The sequence below is a fragment of the Burkholderia cenocepacia genome, from assembly GCF_900446215.1.
GTDB classification, from domain to species: Bacteria; Pseudomonadota; Gammaproteobacteria; order Burkholderiales; family Burkholderiaceae; genus Burkholderia; species Burkholderia cenocepacia.
This window is the reverse complement of record NZ_UAQZ01000012.1, coordinates 374,798-393,365: the sequence shown is the minus strand read 5'-3', so window position 1 is coordinate 393,365 and position 18,568 is coordinate 374,798. Positions and strand designations below refer to the sequence as shown.

20 protein-coding genes and 1 other RNA gene are annotated in these 18,568 nt (G+C 67.2%); 12 read left to right on the top strand and 9 right to left on the bottom strand.

Features of this window, described 5'->3' with window-relative positions; translation table 11 throughout:
* Positions 1–70: 70 nt before the first annotated feature.
* The 8 genes from dusB to DTA15_RS19175 all read left to right on the top strand — a co-directional run bounded on the left by dusB (position 71) and on the right by DTA15_RS19175 (position 7,862).
* Positions 71–1,138 (top strand): tRNA dihydrouridine synthase DusB, encoded by a 1,068-nt coding sequence (gene dusB, locus DTA15_RS19210; RefSeq protein ID WP_006483438.1) that lies wholly within the window; start codon positions 71–73, stop codon positions 1,136–1,138.
* Complete coding sequence (locus DTA15_RS19205) at positions 1,135–1,368, top strand: Fis family transcriptional regulator (protein WP_006476892.1); 234 nt, start codon at positions 1,135–1,137, stop codon at positions 1,366–1,368. Before dusB ends, DTA15_RS19205 begins: the two co-directional genes overlap by 4 nt.
* A 44-nt stretch (positions 1,369–1,412) precedes the next feature.
* Positions 1,413–2,978 carry a bifunctional phosphoribosylaminoimidazolecarboxamide formyltransferase/IMP cyclohydrolase gene (purH, locus tag DTA15_RS19200; RefSeq protein ID WP_006483450.1) on the top strand — a complete coding sequence of 522 codons (1,566 nt, stop codon included), beginning with the start codon at positions 1,413–1,415 and terminating at the stop codon, positions 2,976–2,978.
* A gap of 154 nt (positions 2,979–3,132) precedes the next feature.
* Positions 3,133–3,675, top strand: coding sequence for a crossover junction endodeoxyribonuclease RuvC (gene ruvC / locus DTA15_RS19195; RefSeq protein WP_006476894.1), 543 nt, complete (start codon positions 3,133–3,135; stop codon positions 3,673–3,675).
* Positions 3,676–3,846: 171 nt separating this feature from the next.
* Positions 3,847–4,428, top strand: coding sequence for a Holliday junction branch migration protein RuvA (gene ruvA / locus DTA15_RS19190; RefSeq protein ID WP_006483429.1), 582 nt, complete (start codon positions 3,847–3,849; stop codon positions 4,426–4,428).
* Positions 4,429–4,536: 108 nt separating this feature from the next.
* Complete coding sequence (ruvB, locus tag DTA15_RS19185; protein ID WP_006483430.1) at positions 4,537–5,607, top strand: Holliday junction branch migration DNA helicase RuvB; 1,071 nt, start codon at positions 4,537–4,539, stop codon at positions 5,605–5,607.
* Positions 5,608–5,630: 23 nt separating this feature from the next.
* Positions 5,631–6,584, top strand: coding sequence for an oxygenase MpaB family protein (locus tag DTA15_RS19180; RefSeq protein WP_006483448.1), 954 nt, complete (start codon positions 5,631–5,633; stop codon positions 6,582–6,584).
* A gap of 153 nt (positions 6,585–6,737) precedes the next feature.
* Entirely contained in the window at positions 6,738–7,862 is a 1,125-nt protein-coding gene (locus DTA15_RS19175) for a ParB/Srx family N-terminal domain-containing protein (RefSeq protein WP_034178361.1), read from the top strand.
* 62 nt (positions 7,863–7,924) lie between these two features.
* Here the strand turns inward: DTA15_RS19175 and DTA15_RS19170 are convergent, their stop codons facing one another.
* The 3 genes from DTA15_RS19170 to tyrS are packed head-to-tail and all read right to left on the bottom strand — an operon-like array spanning position 7,925 to position 10,307.
* Positions 7,925–8,587, bottom strand: a complete 663-nt coding sequence (locus DTA15_RS19170) for a histidine phosphatase family protein (protein ID WP_006483446.1) — start codon at positions 8,585–8,587, stop codon at positions 7,925–7,927.
* A 23-nt stretch (positions 8,588–8,610) separates the two neighbouring features.
* Positions 8,611–9,069: a D-aminoacyl-tRNA deacylase gene (dtd, locus tag DTA15_RS19165; RefSeq protein WP_006483442.1), complete on the bottom strand. Its 459-nt coding sequence runs from the start codon at positions 9,067–9,069 to the stop codon at positions 8,611–8,613.
* Positions 9,066–10,307: a tyrosine--tRNA ligase gene (gene tyrS / locus DTA15_RS19160; RefSeq protein ID WP_006483424.1), complete on the bottom strand. Its 1,242-nt coding sequence runs from the start codon at positions 10,305–10,307 to the stop codon at positions 9,066–9,068. Before tyrS ends, dtd begins: the two co-directional genes overlap by 4 nt.
* A gap of 142 nt (positions 10,308–10,449) precedes the next feature.
* Here tyrS and DTA15_RS19155 point away from each other — a divergent pair, with 142 nt between their 5' ends.
* Entirely contained in the window at positions 10,450–11,598 is a 1,149-nt protein-coding gene (locus tag DTA15_RS19155; protein WP_006483425.1) for an anhydro-N-acetylmuramic acid kinase, read from the top strand.
* Between the two features lie 107 nt (positions 11,599–11,705).
* Here DTA15_RS19155 and erpA read toward each other — a convergent pair whose 3' ends face one another.
* From erpA to rplM, 3 genes are all read right to left on the bottom strand, one after another.
* Positions 11,706–12,077: an iron-sulfur cluster insertion protein ErpA gene (erpA, locus tag DTA15_RS19150; protein ID WP_006476903.1), complete on the bottom strand. Its 372-nt coding sequence runs from the start codon at positions 12,075–12,077 to the stop codon at positions 11,706–11,708.
* A gap of 227 nt (positions 12,078–12,304) precedes the next feature.
* Positions 12,305–12,697 carry a 30S ribosomal protein S9 gene (gene rpsI / locus DTA15_RS19145; RefSeq protein WP_006476904.1) on the bottom strand — a complete coding sequence of 131 codons (393 nt, stop codon included), beginning with the start codon at positions 12,695–12,697 and terminating at the stop codon, positions 12,305–12,307.
* Positions 12,698–12,708: 11 nt separating this feature from the next.
* On the bottom strand, positions 12,709–13,137 hold the full coding sequence (rplM, locus tag DTA15_RS19140; RefSeq protein ID WP_009687896.1) for a 50S ribosomal protein L13: 429 nt from the start codon (positions 13,135–13,137) through the stop codon (positions 12,709–12,711).
* Between the two features lie 311 nt (positions 13,138–13,448).
* Between rplM and DTA15_RS19135 the strand changes: the two genes are divergently transcribed.
* Both DTA15_RS19135 and DTA15_RS19130 read left to right on the top strand, forming a co-directional pair.
* The gene (locus tag DTA15_RS19135) at positions 13,449–13,754 is read left to right on the top strand and encodes a DUF1090 family protein (protein ID WP_012492956.1); all 306 of its coding nucleotides are present in this window, start codon (positions 13,449–13,451) and stop codon (positions 13,752–13,754) included.
* A 410-nt stretch (positions 13,755–14,164) separates the two neighbouring features.
* Entirely contained in the window at positions 14,165–14,629 is a 465-nt protein-coding gene (locus DTA15_RS19130; RefSeq protein WP_012492957.1) for an OsmC family protein, read from the top strand.
* A gap of 66 nt (positions 14,630–14,695) precedes the next feature.
* Here the strand turns inward: DTA15_RS19130 and rnpB are convergent.
* From rnpB to pyrC, 3 genes are all read right to left on the bottom strand, one after another.
* An RNA gene (rnpB, locus tag DTA15_RS19125) (RNase P RNA component class A) lies at positions 14,696–15,107 on the bottom strand.
* Between the two features lie 12 nt (positions 15,108–15,119).
* Positions 15,120–16,010, bottom strand: coding sequence for a DUF3025 domain-containing protein (locus tag DTA15_RS19120; RefSeq protein ID WP_012492958.1), 891 nt, complete (start codon positions 16,008–16,010; stop codon positions 15,120–15,122).
* Entirely contained in the window at positions 16,007–17,071 is a 1,065-nt protein-coding gene (pyrC, locus tag DTA15_RS19115; protein ID WP_006492342.1) for a dihydroorotase, read from the bottom strand. The genes DTA15_RS19120 and pyrC overlap by 4 nt, the downstream gene beginning before the upstream one ends.
* 205 nt (positions 17,072–17,276) lie before the next feature.
* Here pyrC and DTA15_RS19110 point away from each other — a divergent pair, with 205 nt between their 5' ends.
* Positions 17,277–18,191 (top strand): class II glutamine amidotransferase, encoded by a 915-nt coding sequence (locus tag DTA15_RS19110; RefSeq protein ID WP_006483857.1) that lies wholly within the window; start codon positions 17,277–17,279, stop codon positions 18,189–18,191.
* Positions 18,192–18,568: the final 377 nt, after the last annotated feature.

Here is an 18,568-nt window from a genome sequence, read left to right as displayed (position 1 = left end):
AATACGGTAAAATGCCCGTTTTCCGTCTTCCCTTCCCCTGCCCGCGCGTGCCGCGGGCGGCGCCATTGCGATGCCCGTTATCGGCCCTCACGTATTGCGTAACAACCTGTTCGTCGCCCCGATGGCCGGGGTGACGGATCGTCCGTTCCGCCAGCTGTGCAAACGGCTGGGGGCCGGTTACGCCGTGTCCGAGATGGTCGCGTCGAACGCGCAGCTGTGGAAAAGCGCGAAGACGATGCGGCGCGCGAACCACGAAGGCGAAGTCGAGCCGATCGCGGTGCAGATCGCCGGCGCCGATCCGGAGATGATGGCCGAAGCGGCCCGCTACAACGTCGACAACGGCGCGCAGATCATCGACATCAACATGGGCTGCCCGGCGAAGAAGGTCTGCAACGTCGCGGCCGGCTCCGCGCTGCTGCAGAACGAGCCGCTCGTGCAGCGGATCGTCGAGGCGGTCGTCGCGGCGGTCGGTACCGGGCCCGATGCGGTGCCCGTCACGTTGAAGATCCGCACCGGCTGGGACCGCGAGCACAAGAACGCGATCACGGTCGCGCGCCTGGCCGAGGCGGCCGGCATCTCGATGCTGACCGTGCACGGCCGCACGCGCGCCGACCTGTACCGGGGCGACGCCGAGTACGACACGATCGCGGCCGTGAAGGCGGCCGTGCGGATTCCGGTCGTCGCGAACGGCGACATCACGTCGCCCGCCAAGGCGAAGGCCGTGCTCGATGCAACCGGCGCCGACGCGCTGATGATCGGTCGCGCCGCGCAAGGCCGGCCGTGGCTGTTCCGCGAAATCGATCATTTCCTGCAAACCGGCGAGCTGCTGCCCCCGCCGCGGATCGACGAGATCCAGCACGTGATGAACGAACACCTGGAAGACCACTACGCTTTCTATGGCGAATTCACCGGCGTCCGTACTGCGCGCAAGCACATCGGCTGGTACACTCGCGGCCTTTCCGGTGCCAACGGGTTCCGGCACCGAATGAACACGCTCGATTCCACCCGCGAGCAACTCGCCGCCGTCAATGCATTCTTCGAGGCGCAAAAGGCGCTGTCGGACCACCTCGTCTACGTCGACGACGAAGAGGAAAACGGCCAGGGCGAGTCGGACGACCATAACCAGTTAGCAGCATGAGCAAGCACAACATCGAACAATGTGTCCGCGAGAGCCTGGACGTGTATTTCCGGGATCTAGACGGCTCCAATCCGCACGACGTCTATGAAATGGTGATGTCCTGCGTCGAAAAGCCGATGCTCGAGGTCGTGCTCGTACAGGCCGGCGGCAACCAGTCGCTCGCCGCGGAGTACCTCGGCATCAATCGCAATACGCTGCGCAAGAAGCTGCAGCAGCACGGCCTGCTGTAGGCGGCCGTCCCGTCCCCGTTTCCCTGGCTATTGGTGGTTCCATCATGATCAAGCAAGCGCTCATTTCCGTTTCCGACAAGACCGGCATCGTCGACTTCGCGAAGTCGCTGTCCGACCTCGGCGTCAAGCTGCTGTCGACGGGCGGCACCGCGAAACTCCTCGCCGACGCGGGCCTGCCCGTGACCGAAGTGGCCGATTACACGGGCTTCCCGGAAATGCTCGATGGGCGCGTGAAGACGCTCCACCCGAAGGTGCACGGCGGCATCCTCGCGCGCCGCGACCTGCCCGAGCACATGCAGGCGCTCGAACAGCACGGCATCCCGACGATCGACCTGCTCGTCGTGAACCTGTATCCGTTCGTCGCGACGATCGCGAAGGACGACTGCACGCTCGCCGACGCGATCGAGAACATCGACATCGGCGGCCCGACGATGCTGCGCTCGGCCGCGAAGAACCACCGCGACGTGACGGTCGTCGTCGATCCGGCCGACTACGCGGTCGTGCTCGATGAAATGAAGGCGAACGGCAATACGGTCGGTTACCCGACCAACTTCCGCCTCGCGACGAAGGTGTTCGCGCACACCGCGCAATACGACGGCGCGATCACGAACTACCTGACGAGCCTGACCGACGAGCTGAAGCACGCATCGCGCAGCGCGTACCCGGCCACGCTGAACCTGGCGTTCGACAAGGTTCAGGACCTGCGCTACGGCGAGAACCCGCACCAGAGCGCGGCGTTCTACCGCGACCTCGCGGCGCCGGCCGGCGCGCTGGCGAACTACCGCCAGTTGCAGGGCAAGGAACTGTCGTACAACAACATCGCGGATTCGGACGCGGCGTGGGAATGCGTGAAGACGTTCGACGCGCCGGCCTGCGTGATCATCAAGCATGCGAACCCGTGCGGCGTCGCGGTCGGCAACGACTCGGCCGACGCGTACGCGAAGGCCTTCCAGACCGACCCGACCTCGGCATTCGGCGGCATCATCGCGTTCAACCGCGAAGTCGACGAAGCGGCCGCGCAAGCCGTTGCGAAGCAGTTCGTCGAAGTGCTGATCGCCCCGTCGTTCTCCGACGCCGCGAAGCAGGTGTTCGCCGCGAAGCAGAACGTGCGCCTGCTCGAAATCGCGCTGGGCGACGGCCATAACGCATTCGACCTGAAGCGCGTCGGCGGCGGCCTGCTCGTGCAGTCGCTCGATTCGAAGAACGTGCAGCCGCACGAGCTGCGCGTCGTCACGAAGCGGCACCCGACGCCGAAGGAAATGGACGACCTGCTGTTCGCATGGCGCGTCGCGAAGTACGTGAAGTCGAACGCGATCGTGTTCTGCGGCAATGGCATGACGCTCGGCGTCGGCGCCGGCCAGATGAGCCGCGTCGATTCCGCCCGCATCGCGAGCATCAAGGCGCAGAACGCCGGCCTGACGCTGACCGGCTCGGCCGTCGCGTCGGATGCGTTCTTCCCGTTCCGCGACGGCCTCGACGTCGTCGTGGCGGCCGGCGCGACCTGCGTGATCCAGCCGGGCGGCTCGATGCGCGACGACGAAGTGATCGCGGCAGCCGACGAGCACAACATCGCGATGATCCTGACGGGCGTGCGCCACTTCCGTCACTGATCGCCGCACGCGGCCCGCGCGGCCGCTGCACCGGAACCCGGCGGCATCATCCCCGCCGGGTTTTTTATTGCGCGACGCCTTCGCGCACGGCCGGGCAACCGGTGTGCCGCACCATTCGTTGTAGTATCGCTGCATCACGCCACTCTCCTCACTCATGCGAATTCTCGGCATCGACCCCGGCCTGCGCGTCACCGGCTTCGGCGTCATCGACGTCAGCGGCCACCGGCTCGCCTATGTCACGAGCGGTGTGATCCGCACGCCGACGGCCGACCTGGCCACCCGGCTCGGCACGATCTTCCAGGGCGTGTCGACGATCGTGCGCGAACACGCGCCCGACCAGGCCGCGATCGAAAAGGTGTTCGTCAACGTGAACCCGCAGTCGACGCTGCTGCTCGGCCAGGCGCGCGGCGCCGCGATCTGCGGCCTCGTCGCGGGTGGCCTGCCGGTCGCCGAATACACGGCGCTGCAGCTCAAGCAGGCCGTGGTCGGCTATGGCCGCGCGACCAAGACGCAGATGCAGGAAATGGTCACACGGCTGCTCAACCTGTCCGGCCAGCCCGGCTCCGATGCGGCCGACGCGCTCGGCATGGCGATCTGCCATGCGCACGGCGGCAACACGCTCAGCACGCTGGGCGGCCTCGCGCCGGCGCTCGCGCAGAAAGGGCTGCGGGTGCGGCGCGGCAGACTGGTCGGCTGACGCCGCACACCGCGGCCCGGCACGTCGGCTCGACTGCATTGGCCGCCTTGCCCGGTTTGCCCGCGCCCGCCATGCGCGCGACCCGCGCCGCTTCGGCCTGACGGCCGCGCCCATCGGCATTGCGCCGCGCGTGCGCTACACTCGCGCTTTCTTCCTCGCATCCCGTCCTCCATGATCGGTCGCATCGCCGGCATCCTGCTCGAAAAGAACCCGCCTCATCTGCTCGTCGACTGCAACGGCGTCGGCTACGAAATCGACGTGCCGATGAGCACCTTCTACAACCTGCCGCAAACGGGCGAACGCGTCGTGCTGCTCACGCAGCAGATCGTCCGCGAGGACGCGCACCTGCTGTACGGCTTCCTGACGCAGCAGGAGCGCACGACCTTCCGCGAACTGCTGAAGATCACCGGCATCGGCGCGCGCATGGCGCTCGCCGTGCTGTCCGGCATGAGCGTGCAGGAACTCGCGCAGGCCGTGACGATGCAGGACGCCGCCCGCCTCACGCGCCTGCCCGGCATCGGCAAGAAGACCGCCGAGCGCCTGCTGCTCGAACTGAAGGGCAAGCTCGGCGCCGACCTCGGCGCGCTCGCCGGCGCCGCGTCGCCGTCCGACCACGCGACCGACATCCTCAACGCACTGCTGGCGCTCGGCTACTCCGAGAAGGAAGGCCTTGCCGCGATCAAGAACGTACCGGCCGGCACCGGCGTGTCCGAAGGCATCAAGCTCGCGCTGAAGGCATTGTCGAAGGCGTAACGCGCGTTCGATCCGGCCGTCGAAGCCAGTGTCGCGCCGCCGCGCGGCGCTCGCCAGTCGGCCGTTCGGCCAGGTGGCCCGGGCTGCGTCGCGCGGTACAATGGCCGCATGATTGAAACCGACAAACTCGCCACCGAGCAGCGGATCATCGCCGCCACACCTGCCTCGTCGCACGAGGAGGTGTTCGAACGTGCGTTGCGACCGCGCCAGCTCGATGACTACGTCGGCCAGGAAAAGGTGCGCGGCCAGCTCGAGATTTTCATCGAAGCCGCGAAGCGCCGCTCCGAGCCGCTCGACCACGTGCTGCTGTTCGGGCCGCCGGGTCTCGGCAAGACGACGCTCGCACACATCATCGCGCGCGAGATGGGCGTGAACCTGCGCCAGACGTCGGGCCCCGTGCTCGAGCGCGCGGGCGATCTCGCCGCGCTGCTGACGAACCTCGAAGCGAACGACGTGCTGTTCATCGACGAAATCCACCGGTTGTCGCCGGTCGTCGAGGAAATCCTGTATCCGGCGCTCGAGGATTACCAGATCGACATCATGATCGGCGAAGGCCCGGCCGCGCGCAGCGTGAAGCTCGACCTGCAGCCGTTCACGCTGGTCGGCGCGACCACCCGCGCGGGGATGCTCACCAACCCGCTGCGCGATCGTTTCGGGATCGTCGCGCGCCTCGAGTTCTACGACGCCGATCAACTGTCGCGCATCGTACGGCGCTCGGCGTCGCTGCTGAATGCGCAGATCGATCCGAACGGCGCGCTGGAAATCGCGAAACGCTCGCGCGGCACGCCGCGGATCGCGAACCGGCTGCTGCGTCGCGTGCGCGACTTCGCGGAAGTGAAGGCCGACGGCCAGATCACCGCGGCGGTTGCCGACGCCGCGCTCGCGATGCTCGACGTCGATCCGGTCGGCTTCGACCTGATGGACCGCAAGCTGCTGGAAGCGATCCTGTACAAGTTCGATGGCGGCCCGGTCGGCATCGACAACCTCGCGGCGGCGATCGGCGAGGAGCGCGACACGATCGAGGACGTGCTCGAACCGTACCTGATCCAGCAGGGCTTCCTGCAGCGCACGCCGCGCGGGCGCGTCGCGACGCTGCTCACGTATCGCCACTTCGGGCTGTCGGTACCCGACGCGCGCCGCCCCGAACGCGACGAGTGGGATACCCCCGACGGGAAGTAATCCGTCGCCCGAGCCGCACCGCCATGACGACGCCGCCCAGCCGCCACCCCACCGCGCCCGCGCCGGGCCCGCGCTGGGCCGAGCCGATCCGCAAGCGGCTCGTGGCCGGCATCACGCACCTGACGGCCGGCGGCGGTGGCCCGTCGATCGATCTCTCCTCTCCGCCCGGAGACCCGGGGCTGTTCGGCCCCGACGCCGTCTGCTGGCGCGTGCATGCCGATTTCACGTCGATGATGACGGGCGGCATCGCCGCGTTGCTGCTGCAGGCGCTCCACCCGCTCGCGCTCGCGGGCGTCTGGGATCATTCGTCGTTCCGCACCGACATCTTCGGCCGCTTGCGGCGCACCGCCACGTTCATCACGGGGACGACGTTCGGCAGCCGCGCGGACGCGCTCGCGCTGATCGAGCGCGTGAAAGCGATCCATGCGCGCGTCACGGGCAGCGCGCCGGATGGCCGGCCGTACCGCGCCGACGATCCCGCGTTGCTGACCTGGGTGCACGTCGCGGAAGTGTCGAGCTTCCTCGCCGCGCATCTGCGTTACGTGAATCCGGCGCTGCCGGGCGAACTGCAGGACCGCTACTACGCGGAGACGGCACTGATCGCCGAGTTGCTCGGCGCCAATGAGGTTCCTCGTTCACGCGCCGAGGTGGCAACCTATCTCGCGCGCATGCTGCCCGAACTCGAAGCCGGGCCGCGTACCTTCGACGTGATGTCGATCCTGCTGAACGTGCCGGTCGCGAAGCCCGCGCTGCGGCCTGCCGCGTCGCTGGTGATGCATGCCGGGATCGACCTGCTGCCGCCGTGGGCGCAGCGCATGCTCGGCGTGTCGACGTTCGCGCCGTTGCGGCGCGCGGTGGTCCGGCCCGGCATCCGCGCGGTCGCCCCCGTGCTGCGCTGGGCGCTCGTCAACGGCGCGTCAAAGCGTGCGCGCCGCCGCGCGACGGCCACCCCGTCCGACGACACTCCGCCAGCCTGACGATCCGCTTGTTCGGATCATTTCAATTTACCGTCAAATACCTGTGACAAGCTGACGGGCTTGCACCCGCGCACGGTCGCACGTCCTGCCTGTCACGCACGCCCGTGGCCCGCGCGGTGTCCCGCCACCCGCTACCGACACCCGATGCCCGCGATGCCACGCCTGCCGATCCGTTTCGCCCTTGCCGCCAGCCTGTCCACCCTCTTCGCCCTCGCCGCGTGCGGCGGCGACGACGTCGTCGCCGTCGCACGCACGGACGCACAACCGCCATCCGGCGGCACGACGACGCCGGCTCCCACGCCGCCCGCCACGACCACCCCGCCACCGGGCAAGTGGAAGGCGGCCCGCGCCGGCGACCTGATCGACGTCACGCTCGGCGATCTCCATCCGACGCAGGGTGCGATCGGCTACGACCAGATCTACTACAAGCTCGGCCGCTACGAACTGCAGCCCGACAAGAAGTTCGACGACTTCTGCGCGGATGAAGGCCTCGGCGGCGTCGCATCAAGCGGCTACACGGCCCGATCGTCGCTGCGCGAGCCGGCCAGCTACACGTGCGCAACGACCGACGCGAACGCCCGCGACCGCTCGGTGCTGAACCCCGTCGTGATCGGCCCGAACGGCGACGCGCTGTACCTGACCGACGGCCACCACGGCCTGTCGACCTATTACGAAACGCCCGACGGCGGCCCGGCGCTGCACGTGCACGTCGTCGTCAAGGACAACCTCAGCGACTACTCGGGCGACGCGTTCTGGCAGCAGATGCAAAGCCGCGGCTACCTGCGCCTGAAGAACGGCGAAGGCAAGCCGATCACGACCGCGCAACTGCCGACCGGCCTCGGCCTGACACTCGGGATGACGAACGACCGCTACCGCTCGCTCGTCTATTTCACGCGCGACATCGGCTACAGCAAGCCCGCACAAGCGACCGACTACCTCGAGTTCTACTGGGCCGACTGGCTGCGCGCGCAGCCCGGCACGTTCGCGCTGGCGAGCTACGACCTCACGCGCGGCGGCACGACCGATCCCGACCCGGCGAAGGCCGACACCGGCTACCTGAATGCGGTCTGGAACGCATCGACGCGGATGGTCGCGGCCACCGACCCCGTGATCGACGGCAAGACGGGCGCCGACCTCGGGCGCGCCGATGCGATCAACGGCGGGAAGAAATACAGCAAGGGGGAATTCGACAAGCTGCGCCAGCCGATCACGGCCGACAAGCCCGGCAAGATCGCGTACGCGCTCGACTACAAGACGCGTCACGGGCTGCCGCAGTAAGCATCACACCGAAAGGAAGAAAGGGCACCCCGGGCCGGCCATGCCGGACGGGGGTGGCGCGCTCAAAGCACCTTGCGGTACCCGTCGTCGTCGCTCGCGGCTTCGAGATGCGACACGTCGGCCCACCGCACGACCTGCGCACGACCATCCACGTAATCGACGACGTTGATGCTGGTGTTGAGCAGCTGATAGGTACGCGGCGCCGACAGCTCGATCCCGTTCGCGAAGCGATACACGCAATCGAGCACGCCGCCGTGCGCGACGCACGCGATGCGGCCGCCCGGATGCGCGGCGACGATCGGTTCGAGCGCATGCAGCACGCGGTGATAGAACGCACGCTGCGACTCGCCGCCCTCCGGCGCGAAGCCCGGGTCGCGCGTCTGCCAGGCCGCATACGCGTCCGGAAACAGCGCCTCGATCTCGGTGCTGTCGTGCCCCTGGAATGCGCCGTACGAACGCTCGCGCAACCCTTCGCGCAGCAGCAGCGGCAACCCGAGCGCATCGGCGAACGGTTGCGCGGTCTGTTGCGCGCGCATCAGGTCGCTCGAATACACCGCGTCGATCCGCGCGCCGTCGCGCGCCTCTCTCGCGAGCCGCGCCGCCAGCCGCTGCGCCTGCTCGAGCCCGGTGTCGGCCAGCGGGATGTCGATATGCCCCTGGATACGCTTGATGCGGTTCCAGGCCGTCTCGCCATGGCGGATGAAAAGAATCTGCGTGGTGGCCATCGCGGCGAATCTCCGGGGAAGAATCAGGGCCGCACTTGCAGCCAGAACGTCACGGGGCCGTCGTTGACGAGCGACACCTGCATGTCGGCGCCGAACTCGCCCGTCTCGACGACGGGATGGCGCGCCCGCGCGGCGGCGACGAAATAGTCGAACAGCCGCGCGCCTTCGTCGGGCGGCGCGGCCGGCGTGAAGCTCGGACGCAGTCCGCTGTTGGTATCGGCTGCCAGCGTGAACTGCGACACGAGCAGCAGCCCGCCCGCGCGGCCTTCGCCGTCGATGTTCGATACCGGGAGGTTCATCTTGCCGGCTGCGTCGCTGAACACGCGGTAGCCGAGCAGCTTCGCGAGCAGCTTGTCGGCCGCGGCCTCGGTATCGCCACGCTCCGCGCAGACCAGCGCGAGCAGGCCCGCGCCGATCTCGCCCGTCGTCCGGCCGCCGACGCGCACGTCGGCGCGCGTCACACGCTGGATCAGCGCGATCATGCGGTCAGCGTGACGCGTGCGAAGCGGCGCTTGCCGACCTGCACGACGAACTCGCCGGCCTCGACCTTCAGGCCCTTGTCCGACACGGTCGCGCCGTCGATCTTCACGCCGCCCTGCTCGATGTTGCGCAGCGCTTCGCTGGTCGACGGCACGAGGCCCGCCTGCTTCAGCAACTGCCCGATCGCCAGCGGCGCGCCGGCCAGCGTGACCGACGGAATGTCGTCCGGCACGCCGCCCTTCGCGCGGTGGTTGAAGTCCTCGAGCGCGCGCTCGGCGTCGGGCTGCGAGTGGAACCGCGCGACGATTTCCTGCGCGAGCAGCACCTTGAAATCGCGCGGGTTGCGGCCGCCTTCGGCCTCGCGCTTGAAGCCGGCGATCTCGTCGAGGCTGCGGAACGACAGCAGCTCGAAGTAACGCCACATCAGCGTGTCCGAGATGCTCATCAGCTTGCCGAACATGTCGGTCGGCTTCTCGCTGATGCCGACGTAGTTGCCCTTCGACTTCGACATCTTCTCGACGCCGTCGAGGCCTTCGAGCAGCGGCATCGTCAGGATGCACTGCTGTTCCTGGCCGTACTGCTTCTGCAGTTCGCGGCCGACCAGCAGGTTGAACTTCTGGTCGGTGCCGCCGAGTTCGAGATCGGCGTTCAGCGCGACCGAATCGTAGCCCTGCATCAGCGGGTACAGGAATTCGTGGATCGAGATCGGCACGCCGCCCTGGAAGCGCTTCGTGAAATCCTCGCGCTCGAGGATCCGCGCGACCGTGTAGCGCGACGCGAGCTTGATCATCCCGTCCGCGCCGAGCGGCATCGACCATTCGCTGTTGTAGCGGATCTCGGTCTTGTCGCGATCGAGCACGAGCGCGGCCTGCTCGAAGTAGGTCTTCGCGTTCGATTCGATCTGCTCGCGCGTGAGCGGCGGGCGCGTCGCGTTGCGACCCGACGGATCGCCGATCAGCGACGTGAAATCGCCGATCAGGAAGATCACCGTATGGCCGAGATCCTGCAGCTGGCGCATCTTGTTCAGCACGACCGTATGGCCGATGTGGATGTCCGGTGCGGTCGGATCGAGGCCGAGCTTGATGCGCAGCGGCGTGCCCGTGGCTGCGCTGCGCGCGAGCTTCTGCGCGAACTCTTCCTCGATCAGCAGCTCGTCGACGCCGCGCTTCGTGACGGCGAGCGCATGCCGGACTTCGTCGGTGATCGGGAAAACGGGCTTGGAACTGGGTTCGGTGCTCATCGGTGCCAGGAAGAATGTCGCAAAAACAGGGATTTTCCCATAACTTGCGCGCGCATCGCTTAACGACGCGTCACGTTACGCGGATAATCGGGCGCAAGGCGCGCGGCACCGGCCCGCGCCGCACGATCCAGGAGAACCCAACGTGCCGCAACGACAGCCGCAGCCTGCCCATCCGGCAGACGGCATCTACTTCGGGCTGATGTCGGGAACCAGCATGGACGGCGTCGACGGCGTCGCCGTGCGTTTCGAGGCCGGCCGCGCGCCGGTCGTGCTCGCGGAAGCGTTCGTCGGCTTCGCGCAATCGCTGCGCGACGCGCTGTTCGCGCTGCAGCAGCCCGGCGACAACGAGATCGACCGCGAATCGCTCGCGGCGAATGCGCTCGTCACGCGCTATGCGGTGTGCTGTCATGAATTGCAGCGCACGGCCGGCCTGTCGCGCGACGAGATCCGCGCGATCGGCGTGCACGGCCAGACGGTGCGCCATCGCCCCGAGCGCGGCTATACGCGCCAGCTCAACAATCCGGCGCTGCTCGCCGAACTGACGCAGGTCGACGTGATCGCCGATTTCCGCAGCCGTGACGTGGCCGCCGGCGGTCACGGCGCGCCGCTCGCGCCCGCGTTCCATGCGACGGTGTTCGGCGCACCGGGCGAAACGCGGGTCGTCTGCAATCTCGGCGGGATCAGCAACATCACGATCCTGCCCGGCGCGGGCGGCGACGTGCGCGGCTTCGACTGCGGCCCCGCCAATGCGCTGATCGACGCATGGGCGACCCGCCATCTGGGCAAGCCGTACGACGACGGCGGCAAGTTCGCCGCCCGCGGCACCGTCCACGCGGCGCTGCTCGCTGCGCTGCTCGACGAACCGTATTTCACCGCGCCGCCGCCGAAAAGCACCGGACGCGACCTGTTCAATCCCGCGTGGCTCGATGCGAAGCTCGCCGCGTTCTCGCAGGTCGCACCGGAGGACGTGCAGGCGACGCTCACCGCGCTCACCGCCGTGTCGGTGGCGCGCGAAGTCGCGCAGCACGCACCCGGCTGCAAGGCCGTGTTCGTATGCGGCGGCGGCGCACGCAATCCGGTGCTGCTCGACGCACTCCGGCACGCGCTGCGTGAAGCCGGCGTGCCGGCCACCGTCGATACGACGGCCGCGCTCGGCGTGCCACCGCAGCAGGTCGAAGCGCTCGCGTTCGCGTGGCTCGCGTACCGCTTCACCGCGCGCCAGCCCGGCAATCTCGCGACGGTCACCGGCGCAGCCGGCAACCGCGTGCTGGGCGCGCTCTATCCGCGCTGACGCGATATCCGCCGCGCGGCGAGCGCTGCAGCGCGAGCGCGCATAAAAAAACGGGGCATGAAGCCCCGTTTTTCATTCCGGCGAACCGGCGCGAATCTGTCGCGCGCTCAGACCGAGAACGACGAACCGCACCCGCAGGTGGTGGTCGCGTTCGGGTTCTTGATCACGAACTGGGCGCCGTTGAGGTCGTCCTTGTAGTCGATCTCGGCGCCGACCAGGTACTGGTAGCTCATCGAGTCGATCAGGAGCTGGACGCCGTTCTTGTTCATCACGGTGTCGTCCTCGTTGACTTCCTCGTCGAACGTGAAGCCATACTGGAAGCCGGAGCAGCCGCCACCCTGCACGAACACGCGCAGCTTCAGGTCGGGATTGCCCTCTTCGTCGATCAGTTGCTTGACCTTGTCGGCCGCGGCGTCGGTGAAGACGAACGGCAGCGGCATATCGGTCGTCGTTGCTGCGGTTTCGGTAACAGCGTTCATTCGAACTCTCCAAAAAGCTTTAGCCGCTATTGTAGGGCCGATCAGAAGATCGTGCCGAAGTCCATGAAATCAATAGGTTCTTGTCGATTTCATCAAGCGTGCCCGCGCGAGCGGCCGCCGCAGCGGCCCGGGCGCGGGAAACAGCGCGCATAAAAAAACCGCCAGCGTGAAAGCTGGCGGTTTTTCCGGCGGACGCCACCCGAAAGCGGCGAGGCCATGAAGCGGAATTAACGCTTCGAGAACTGCTTTGCGCGGCGTGCCTTGCGCAGACCGACCTTCTTACGCTCGACTTCACGCGCATCGCGCGTGACGAAGCCTGCGCTCGACAGCGACGGCTTGAGCGTCGCATCGTAGTCGATCAGTGCACGGGTGATGCCGTGGCGCACTGCGCCTGCCTGACCCGTTTCGCCGCCGCCGTTGACGTTCACCTTGATGTCGAACGTCTGGCCGTGGTTCGTGAGTTCCAGCGGTTGACGCACGATCATCAGCGACGTTTCGCGCGAGAAGTAGTCAGCGATGGGCTTGCCGTTGACGATGATGTCGCCCTTGCCAGCCTTGATGAAGACACGTGCGACAGCGCTCTTGCGGCGGCCCGTGCCGTAGTTCCAGTTACCGATCATGTGGGCTCCCCTTAGATCTCGAGCGCCTTCGGCTGTTGAGCCGAGTGCGGATGCGTCGCTTCTGCGTAGACCTTCAGCTTCTTGATCATCGCGTAGCCGAGCGGGCCCTTCGGCAGCATGCCCTTGACCGCCTTCTCGAGCGCGCGGCCCGGGAAGCGTTCCTGCATCTTGCCGAACGTCGTTTCATAGATACCGCCCGGGTAGCCCGAGTGACGGTAGTACTTCTTGTCCAGCGTCTTGTTGCCCGTGACCTTCAACTTGCTCGCGTTGATGATGATGATGAAATCACCAGTGTCGACGTGCGGGGTGAACTCAGGCTTGTGCTTGCCGCGCAGACGGCGTGCCACTTCGCTGGCAACACGGCCGAGAACCTTATCCGTCGCGTCAATCACGTACCATTCGCGCGTCACCTCATGGGCTTTTGCGGAAAACGTCTTCATGATCGATCCAAAAAAAATGCTTTGCCCGATGTGTTCTTCCTGCTTGTCTGTGTGCGCTTCGAGGCGCGGTGCAGGCTCTCCCTGTTCTTTTTCCGTGGGCATGAATGCGGAAAAGCCCTGAATTATAAAGGAAATACGGTTGCGTGGTCAAAGAGAATCCACGTCCCGTGTCCGCGGCGGCCGAAATGGGCCAAAATTCGGTCGTGCCCCGACAAGCCAGGCGAACCGAGCGCCTGCGGCGGCACCCCTCGACGCGCGGCACATGACCTTGCCGCGCCAGACCGGCCGAACCCGAAAAACAACAAACCAGCATGATGAAACAACGACTTACGCCCTTCGTCGCGGCCGCCCTGCTGGCCGCCGCGGCGCCCGCCGTCGCCGCCCGCTCCGGCTGCGAAGCCAAGCTCGACGCGCTCGATGCGCGCATCGCCGAGGCCCGAACCGCCCATGCCGAAGATCGTATCGCGCGCCTGCGCGCGGTGCGCGAACGCGTCCGCCACTTCTGCGCGCGCGGCCACGGCCACGCATCGGCCGCCCATGCGCCGGCGCCCGATGCCGGCTCGCGCGGCACGCCGCCCGACGCGACCTCGCAGCCGGCTGCGCGCCAGCCGGCGTAACGGTGCCGACGCGCGCAAGCCGCGCGCCGATGTTTGCATGGGACGAAAAAAAGCCCGAACGGCTGGTTCGGGCTTAATCCACCTTAGGAGGAGGGTGGAGGAGACATTCGGAGGTTGCCGCAGCGCGACAACCAATGAGGCTCATTATACGAATGCCCCGCCGACTTCACAAGAAAATTTGCATTGCGAAATCAAATCTCATGATGCGGGATTTCGATCGGCAAGCCGAGGAAGGTAATTTTCTCTTTCAAATCATATACATAACCACCTCACACGCGACCTGAAACCGTCCTCGCCTAGAGCAAAACCCCTAAATCCGGCAGGGAAATCATCGGCCGGCGCCCCGCTCGCGCGGCGCCGGCATGGCGCGTCGTGCAGCGCATCAGCCGATCGTTGCACCGCGGGCTACAATGCCGGATCGAATCCGAATCAGGCAACGCTGGAGTGCAAGCATGGAATGCAAAGTAAGCTGGATGGGCCAGGACGGCATGGCGTTTTCCGCCGAGACCGGCAGCGGGCACCTCGTCACGATGGACGGCGCGCCGGAAGGCGGCGGCCACAACCTCGCGCCGCGTCCGATGGAAATGGTGCTGCTCGGCACTGGCGGCTGCACGGCCTATGACGTCGTGCTGATCCTGAAGAAGAGCCGCCAGGAAGTCACCGGCTGCTCGGTTACGCTGAAGGCCGAGCGCGCGAGCGAAGATCCGAAGGTGTTCACGAAGGTGCACTTCCACTTCACGGTCACGGGCCGCAACCTGAACCCGGCCACGGTCGAGCGCGCGATCAACCTGTCGCACGACAAGTACTGCTCCGCGTCGATCATGATCGCGAAGACGGCCGAACTCACGCATTCGTTCGACATCGTCGCGGCCTGACCGCACGGCGCGCAAGAAAAAAGGGCCGGCGCTCCGCAAGGAGACGCCGGCCCTTTCGCATTCGAACGGCAAAGCAGGCCGATAAGCCGGATTCTGTGCACGCCGCGCACCGAAGCACGCAACGCGTGGCAGTCATTCCTCTAGGCGCGCCATTGCTGACGCGCTCAAGCTTCCTACCCGCAGACGAGACGGGGGCCCCGTCCTGCATCCGAAAATGCGCGCCTGCCTACTTGGAATTGCTCCGGGTGGAGGTTACCGTGCCGGCGAACGTCGCCGTCGCCGCGGTGCGCTCTTACCGCACCGTTTCACCCTTACCTGATCCCGGCTTGCGCCGGGCCATCGGCGGTTTGCTTTCTGTTGCCCTGTTCCGCGTGTCGCCACGGATGGCCGTTAGCCATCACCCTGCCCTGTGGAGTCCGGACTTTCCTCGCCCCCGCGCGCCCGAAGACGGCGAGGCCGCGACTGCCTGGCCTGCTTTGCGACGCGCATTCTAGCACTGCGCGCCGCCGTCGGCAGCGCGCGAGCGGCGGCCGCGGCGAAACACGGCCGGATCGTCGTAGAACGCGGCGTCGGCGTTCGCCGCGCACCAGCCCGGCACGCCGAGCACCGGCAGCGGCGCGAAGTCGCGGCTCGTCAGCGCGCGCGTCGCCAGTTCGGCGGCGATGTGCGCGTCGACATGCGCGATCCGTCGCGCGTCGGGCCATGAAAAATAGTCGGCGCTCACTTCGACGATCCAGGCGTGCGCGGTGCAGGACTTGTACGGTACGACGAGCTGTTCGAGCAGCGCATGGCCGACGAGCCGCGCTTCGCAACGCGTGCCCCACGCATCGCGCGAGCTCACCAGCAGCCGCGGCCAGTCGAAGCCGCGCAGCGCGTCGGCGAGCGCGTGGTCGGCGGTGACGAACAGCGTGCCGTTCTCGTCGAACAACGTGAGCGCATCGCGCAACGTGCCGCGCACCGGGCCGACGCCGCCCGCCGCGTCGATCGCCGCGGCCTGGCGCGCGTTCAACGCGGCCTTGGTGCGCGGGTACGCGAACCAGACGAGCGCATTGAAGAAGTCGTGAAGATGGTGGCGGGTCGGCACCCGCCCGGTGTCGGCAATATGGGTCTCGTACGCGACGCCGGGCGGCAGTTCGGCCTGCGGCACGAAGCGCAGCGGCCTGCCGCGACCGGTGACGCGATCGCCGCCTCGCGATACGCGATCCAACGCGCCGTTCAACGCATCGAGCAGCGCGGCCGCGCCCGCACGGGCAGCCGCCTGCCACGCGCGGCCCGGCTCCGCGTAAGGCGCGAGCCACGGCGCGGACCAGTCGATCCGCGCGAAATCCGCCGCCGCGCGACCGGCCGCGGGGCCCGGTTCGCGCGGTGGCGCGCAGCTCACGCCAGTTTCCAGCCGATCGTCTCGCCGCCGCGCAGCGGCACGACCGGCGTCTCGCCCGCGAAGATCTCGCGCGGCAGTTCCCACGGCTCGCGGCGCAGCGTGACCGTCTCGGCGCTGCGCGGCAGCCCGTAGAAATCGGCGCCGAAGAAGCTCGCGAACCCTTCCAGCTTGTCGAGCGCGCCGGCCGTGTCGAACGCTTCCGCGTACAGCTCGAGCGCGTGCAGCGCCGTGTAGCAGCCCGCGCAACCGCACGCGGTTTCCTTCGCGTCGCGCGCGTGCGGCGCGCTGTCGGTGCCGAGGAAGAAGCGCGGGTTGCCCGACGTCGCGGCCTCGACCAGCGCCACGCGATGCGTCTCGCGCTTCAGCACCGGCAGGCAGTAGTAATGCGGGCGGATCCCGCCGACGAACAGCGCGTTGCGGTTGTACAGCAGGTGATGCGCGGTGATCGTCGCGCCGAGCAGGCCGGGCGCCGCGTCGGCATCGCGGACGTAGTCGGCCGCGTCCTTCGTCGTGATGTGTTCGAACACGACCTTCAGGCCCGGGAAATCGCGGCGCAGCGGCGTCATCACGCGGTCGATGAACACCTTCTCGCGGTCGAACAGGTCGATCGACGCATCGGTCACCTCGCCGTGCACGAGCAGCGGCATGCCGGTTTCCTGCATCGCCTCGAGCGTCTTCGCACATTTCGCGAGATCGGTGACGCCATGGTCGGAATTCGTCGTGGCGCCTGCCGGATACAGCTTCACGCCGTGCACGAAGCCGCTTTCGCGCGCGCGGCGGATTTCGTCGGGCGGCGTGTTGTCGGTCAGGTACAGCGTCATCAGCGGCTCGAACGTCATCCCGGCCGGCAGCGCGGCGAGGATGCGCTCGCGATACGCCTGCGCCTGCGCGGTGGTCGTGACCGGCGGCTTCAGGTTCGGCATGACGATGGCGCGGCCGAACTGGCGGGCGGTGTGCGGCAGCACGGCGGCGAGCATGTCGCCGTCTCGCAGGTGCAGGTGCCAGTCGTCGGGACGGGCGAGCGAAAGCGTCGCCGGGGAAGAAGCGTTCGAGGCAGTCATAGGAGGCGTCGTGAGGAACGGGCGTGCCATCGGCGGGGCCGGAACGCACGTGCGCGGGCCGACTGACGGCAAACCGCAACACGGGGCCTTTGGCCAGCGGAATCCGCTTTTTACCGCTCAGGGCTCGGTGATATGCTAGAAGCCGCATTGTACCGGGGTTCGCCCGGTTCGTTACCCCCTGCTTCAGCCTGCCGCCCCACGTAAAATGTGCCAACTCCTAGGAATGAACTGCGCCGCGCCGACGGACGTCACATTCTCCTTCACAGGTTTCGCGGCCCGGGGCGGGCTCACCGATCACCATGCCGACGGCTGGGGCATCGCGTTCTTCGAAGACAAGGCCTGCCGCCTCTTCATCGATCACCAGGCATCGGCCACGTCGCCGATCGCCGAAATGGTGAAGCGCTACCCGATCAAGTCCAAGAACACGATCGCGCACATCCGCAAGGCGACGCAGGGGCACATCCTGCTCGAGAACAGCCATCCTTTCATGCGCGAACTGTGGGGCCGGCACTGGATCTTCGCGCATAACGGCGACCTGCAGGACTACGCGCCGGACATGGACGGCAGCGTCTACCATCCGGTCGGCACGACCGACAGCGAACAGGCGTTCTGCGTGCTGATGCAGGGGCTGCGCGAAGCCTTTCCCGGCGCGCAGCCGCCGCTGCCGGAGCTGTTCGAGCGGGTCGGCGAACTGACGCGCGGCATCACCGATCACGGCGTGTTCAACTTCCTGATGTCGAACGGCCAGGCGCTCTTCGCGCACTGCTCGACGCGGCTGCACTACCTCGTGCGGCGCTGGCCGTTCTCGACCGCGCATCTCGTCGACGAAGACCTGTCGATCGACTTCGCCAAATACACGACGCCCGAGGATCGCGTCGCGGTGATCGCGACACAGCCGCTCACCGACAACGAAGTCTGGACCGCATTCGAGCCGGGCGAGCTGATCATGTTCCAGTGCGGCGACGTCGCCGCGCGGATGCAGATTCCGGTGCCCGAGCGCGTGCTCGAGAAGCTGCGCAACCCGTCACTCGACGCGTCGGCGTCCGCGCCGCGCGCGGTGGTTCGCGAAGCGCTCGCTACCGCGGCCGACGGCGATTCCGACGACGCGATCGATTTCTGACGCCCGGCGCGGCATCGGCTGCGCCCGCTTTCTGCTCATTTACCGCTGGCTGCGCAGGCGTCATACCGCACTGTCGACGACGCGCGTCGTCGGCGCAAATCGCTCGGCTCCGGGCAATCGGGTTCCATTTTGAGCACCAGCCGGCGCAATCAATCGATGCCACACAACACTCGCTTGATTTTATTAAATTACAAGCGAAAATAAATAAAAGATGCAGCAAACAAAATAATCACCAATCAAAACGAAAATCCCGGATCTGCATTTTAACGCGCGCACGCCTGCCGGAACCGTGCGCTATCCCACCTACTCCGGTCACCCTACCGGATTCTCACACCCACCGCCCAAACCCGCCTCCATCATAGCTTTCGGTTCGATTA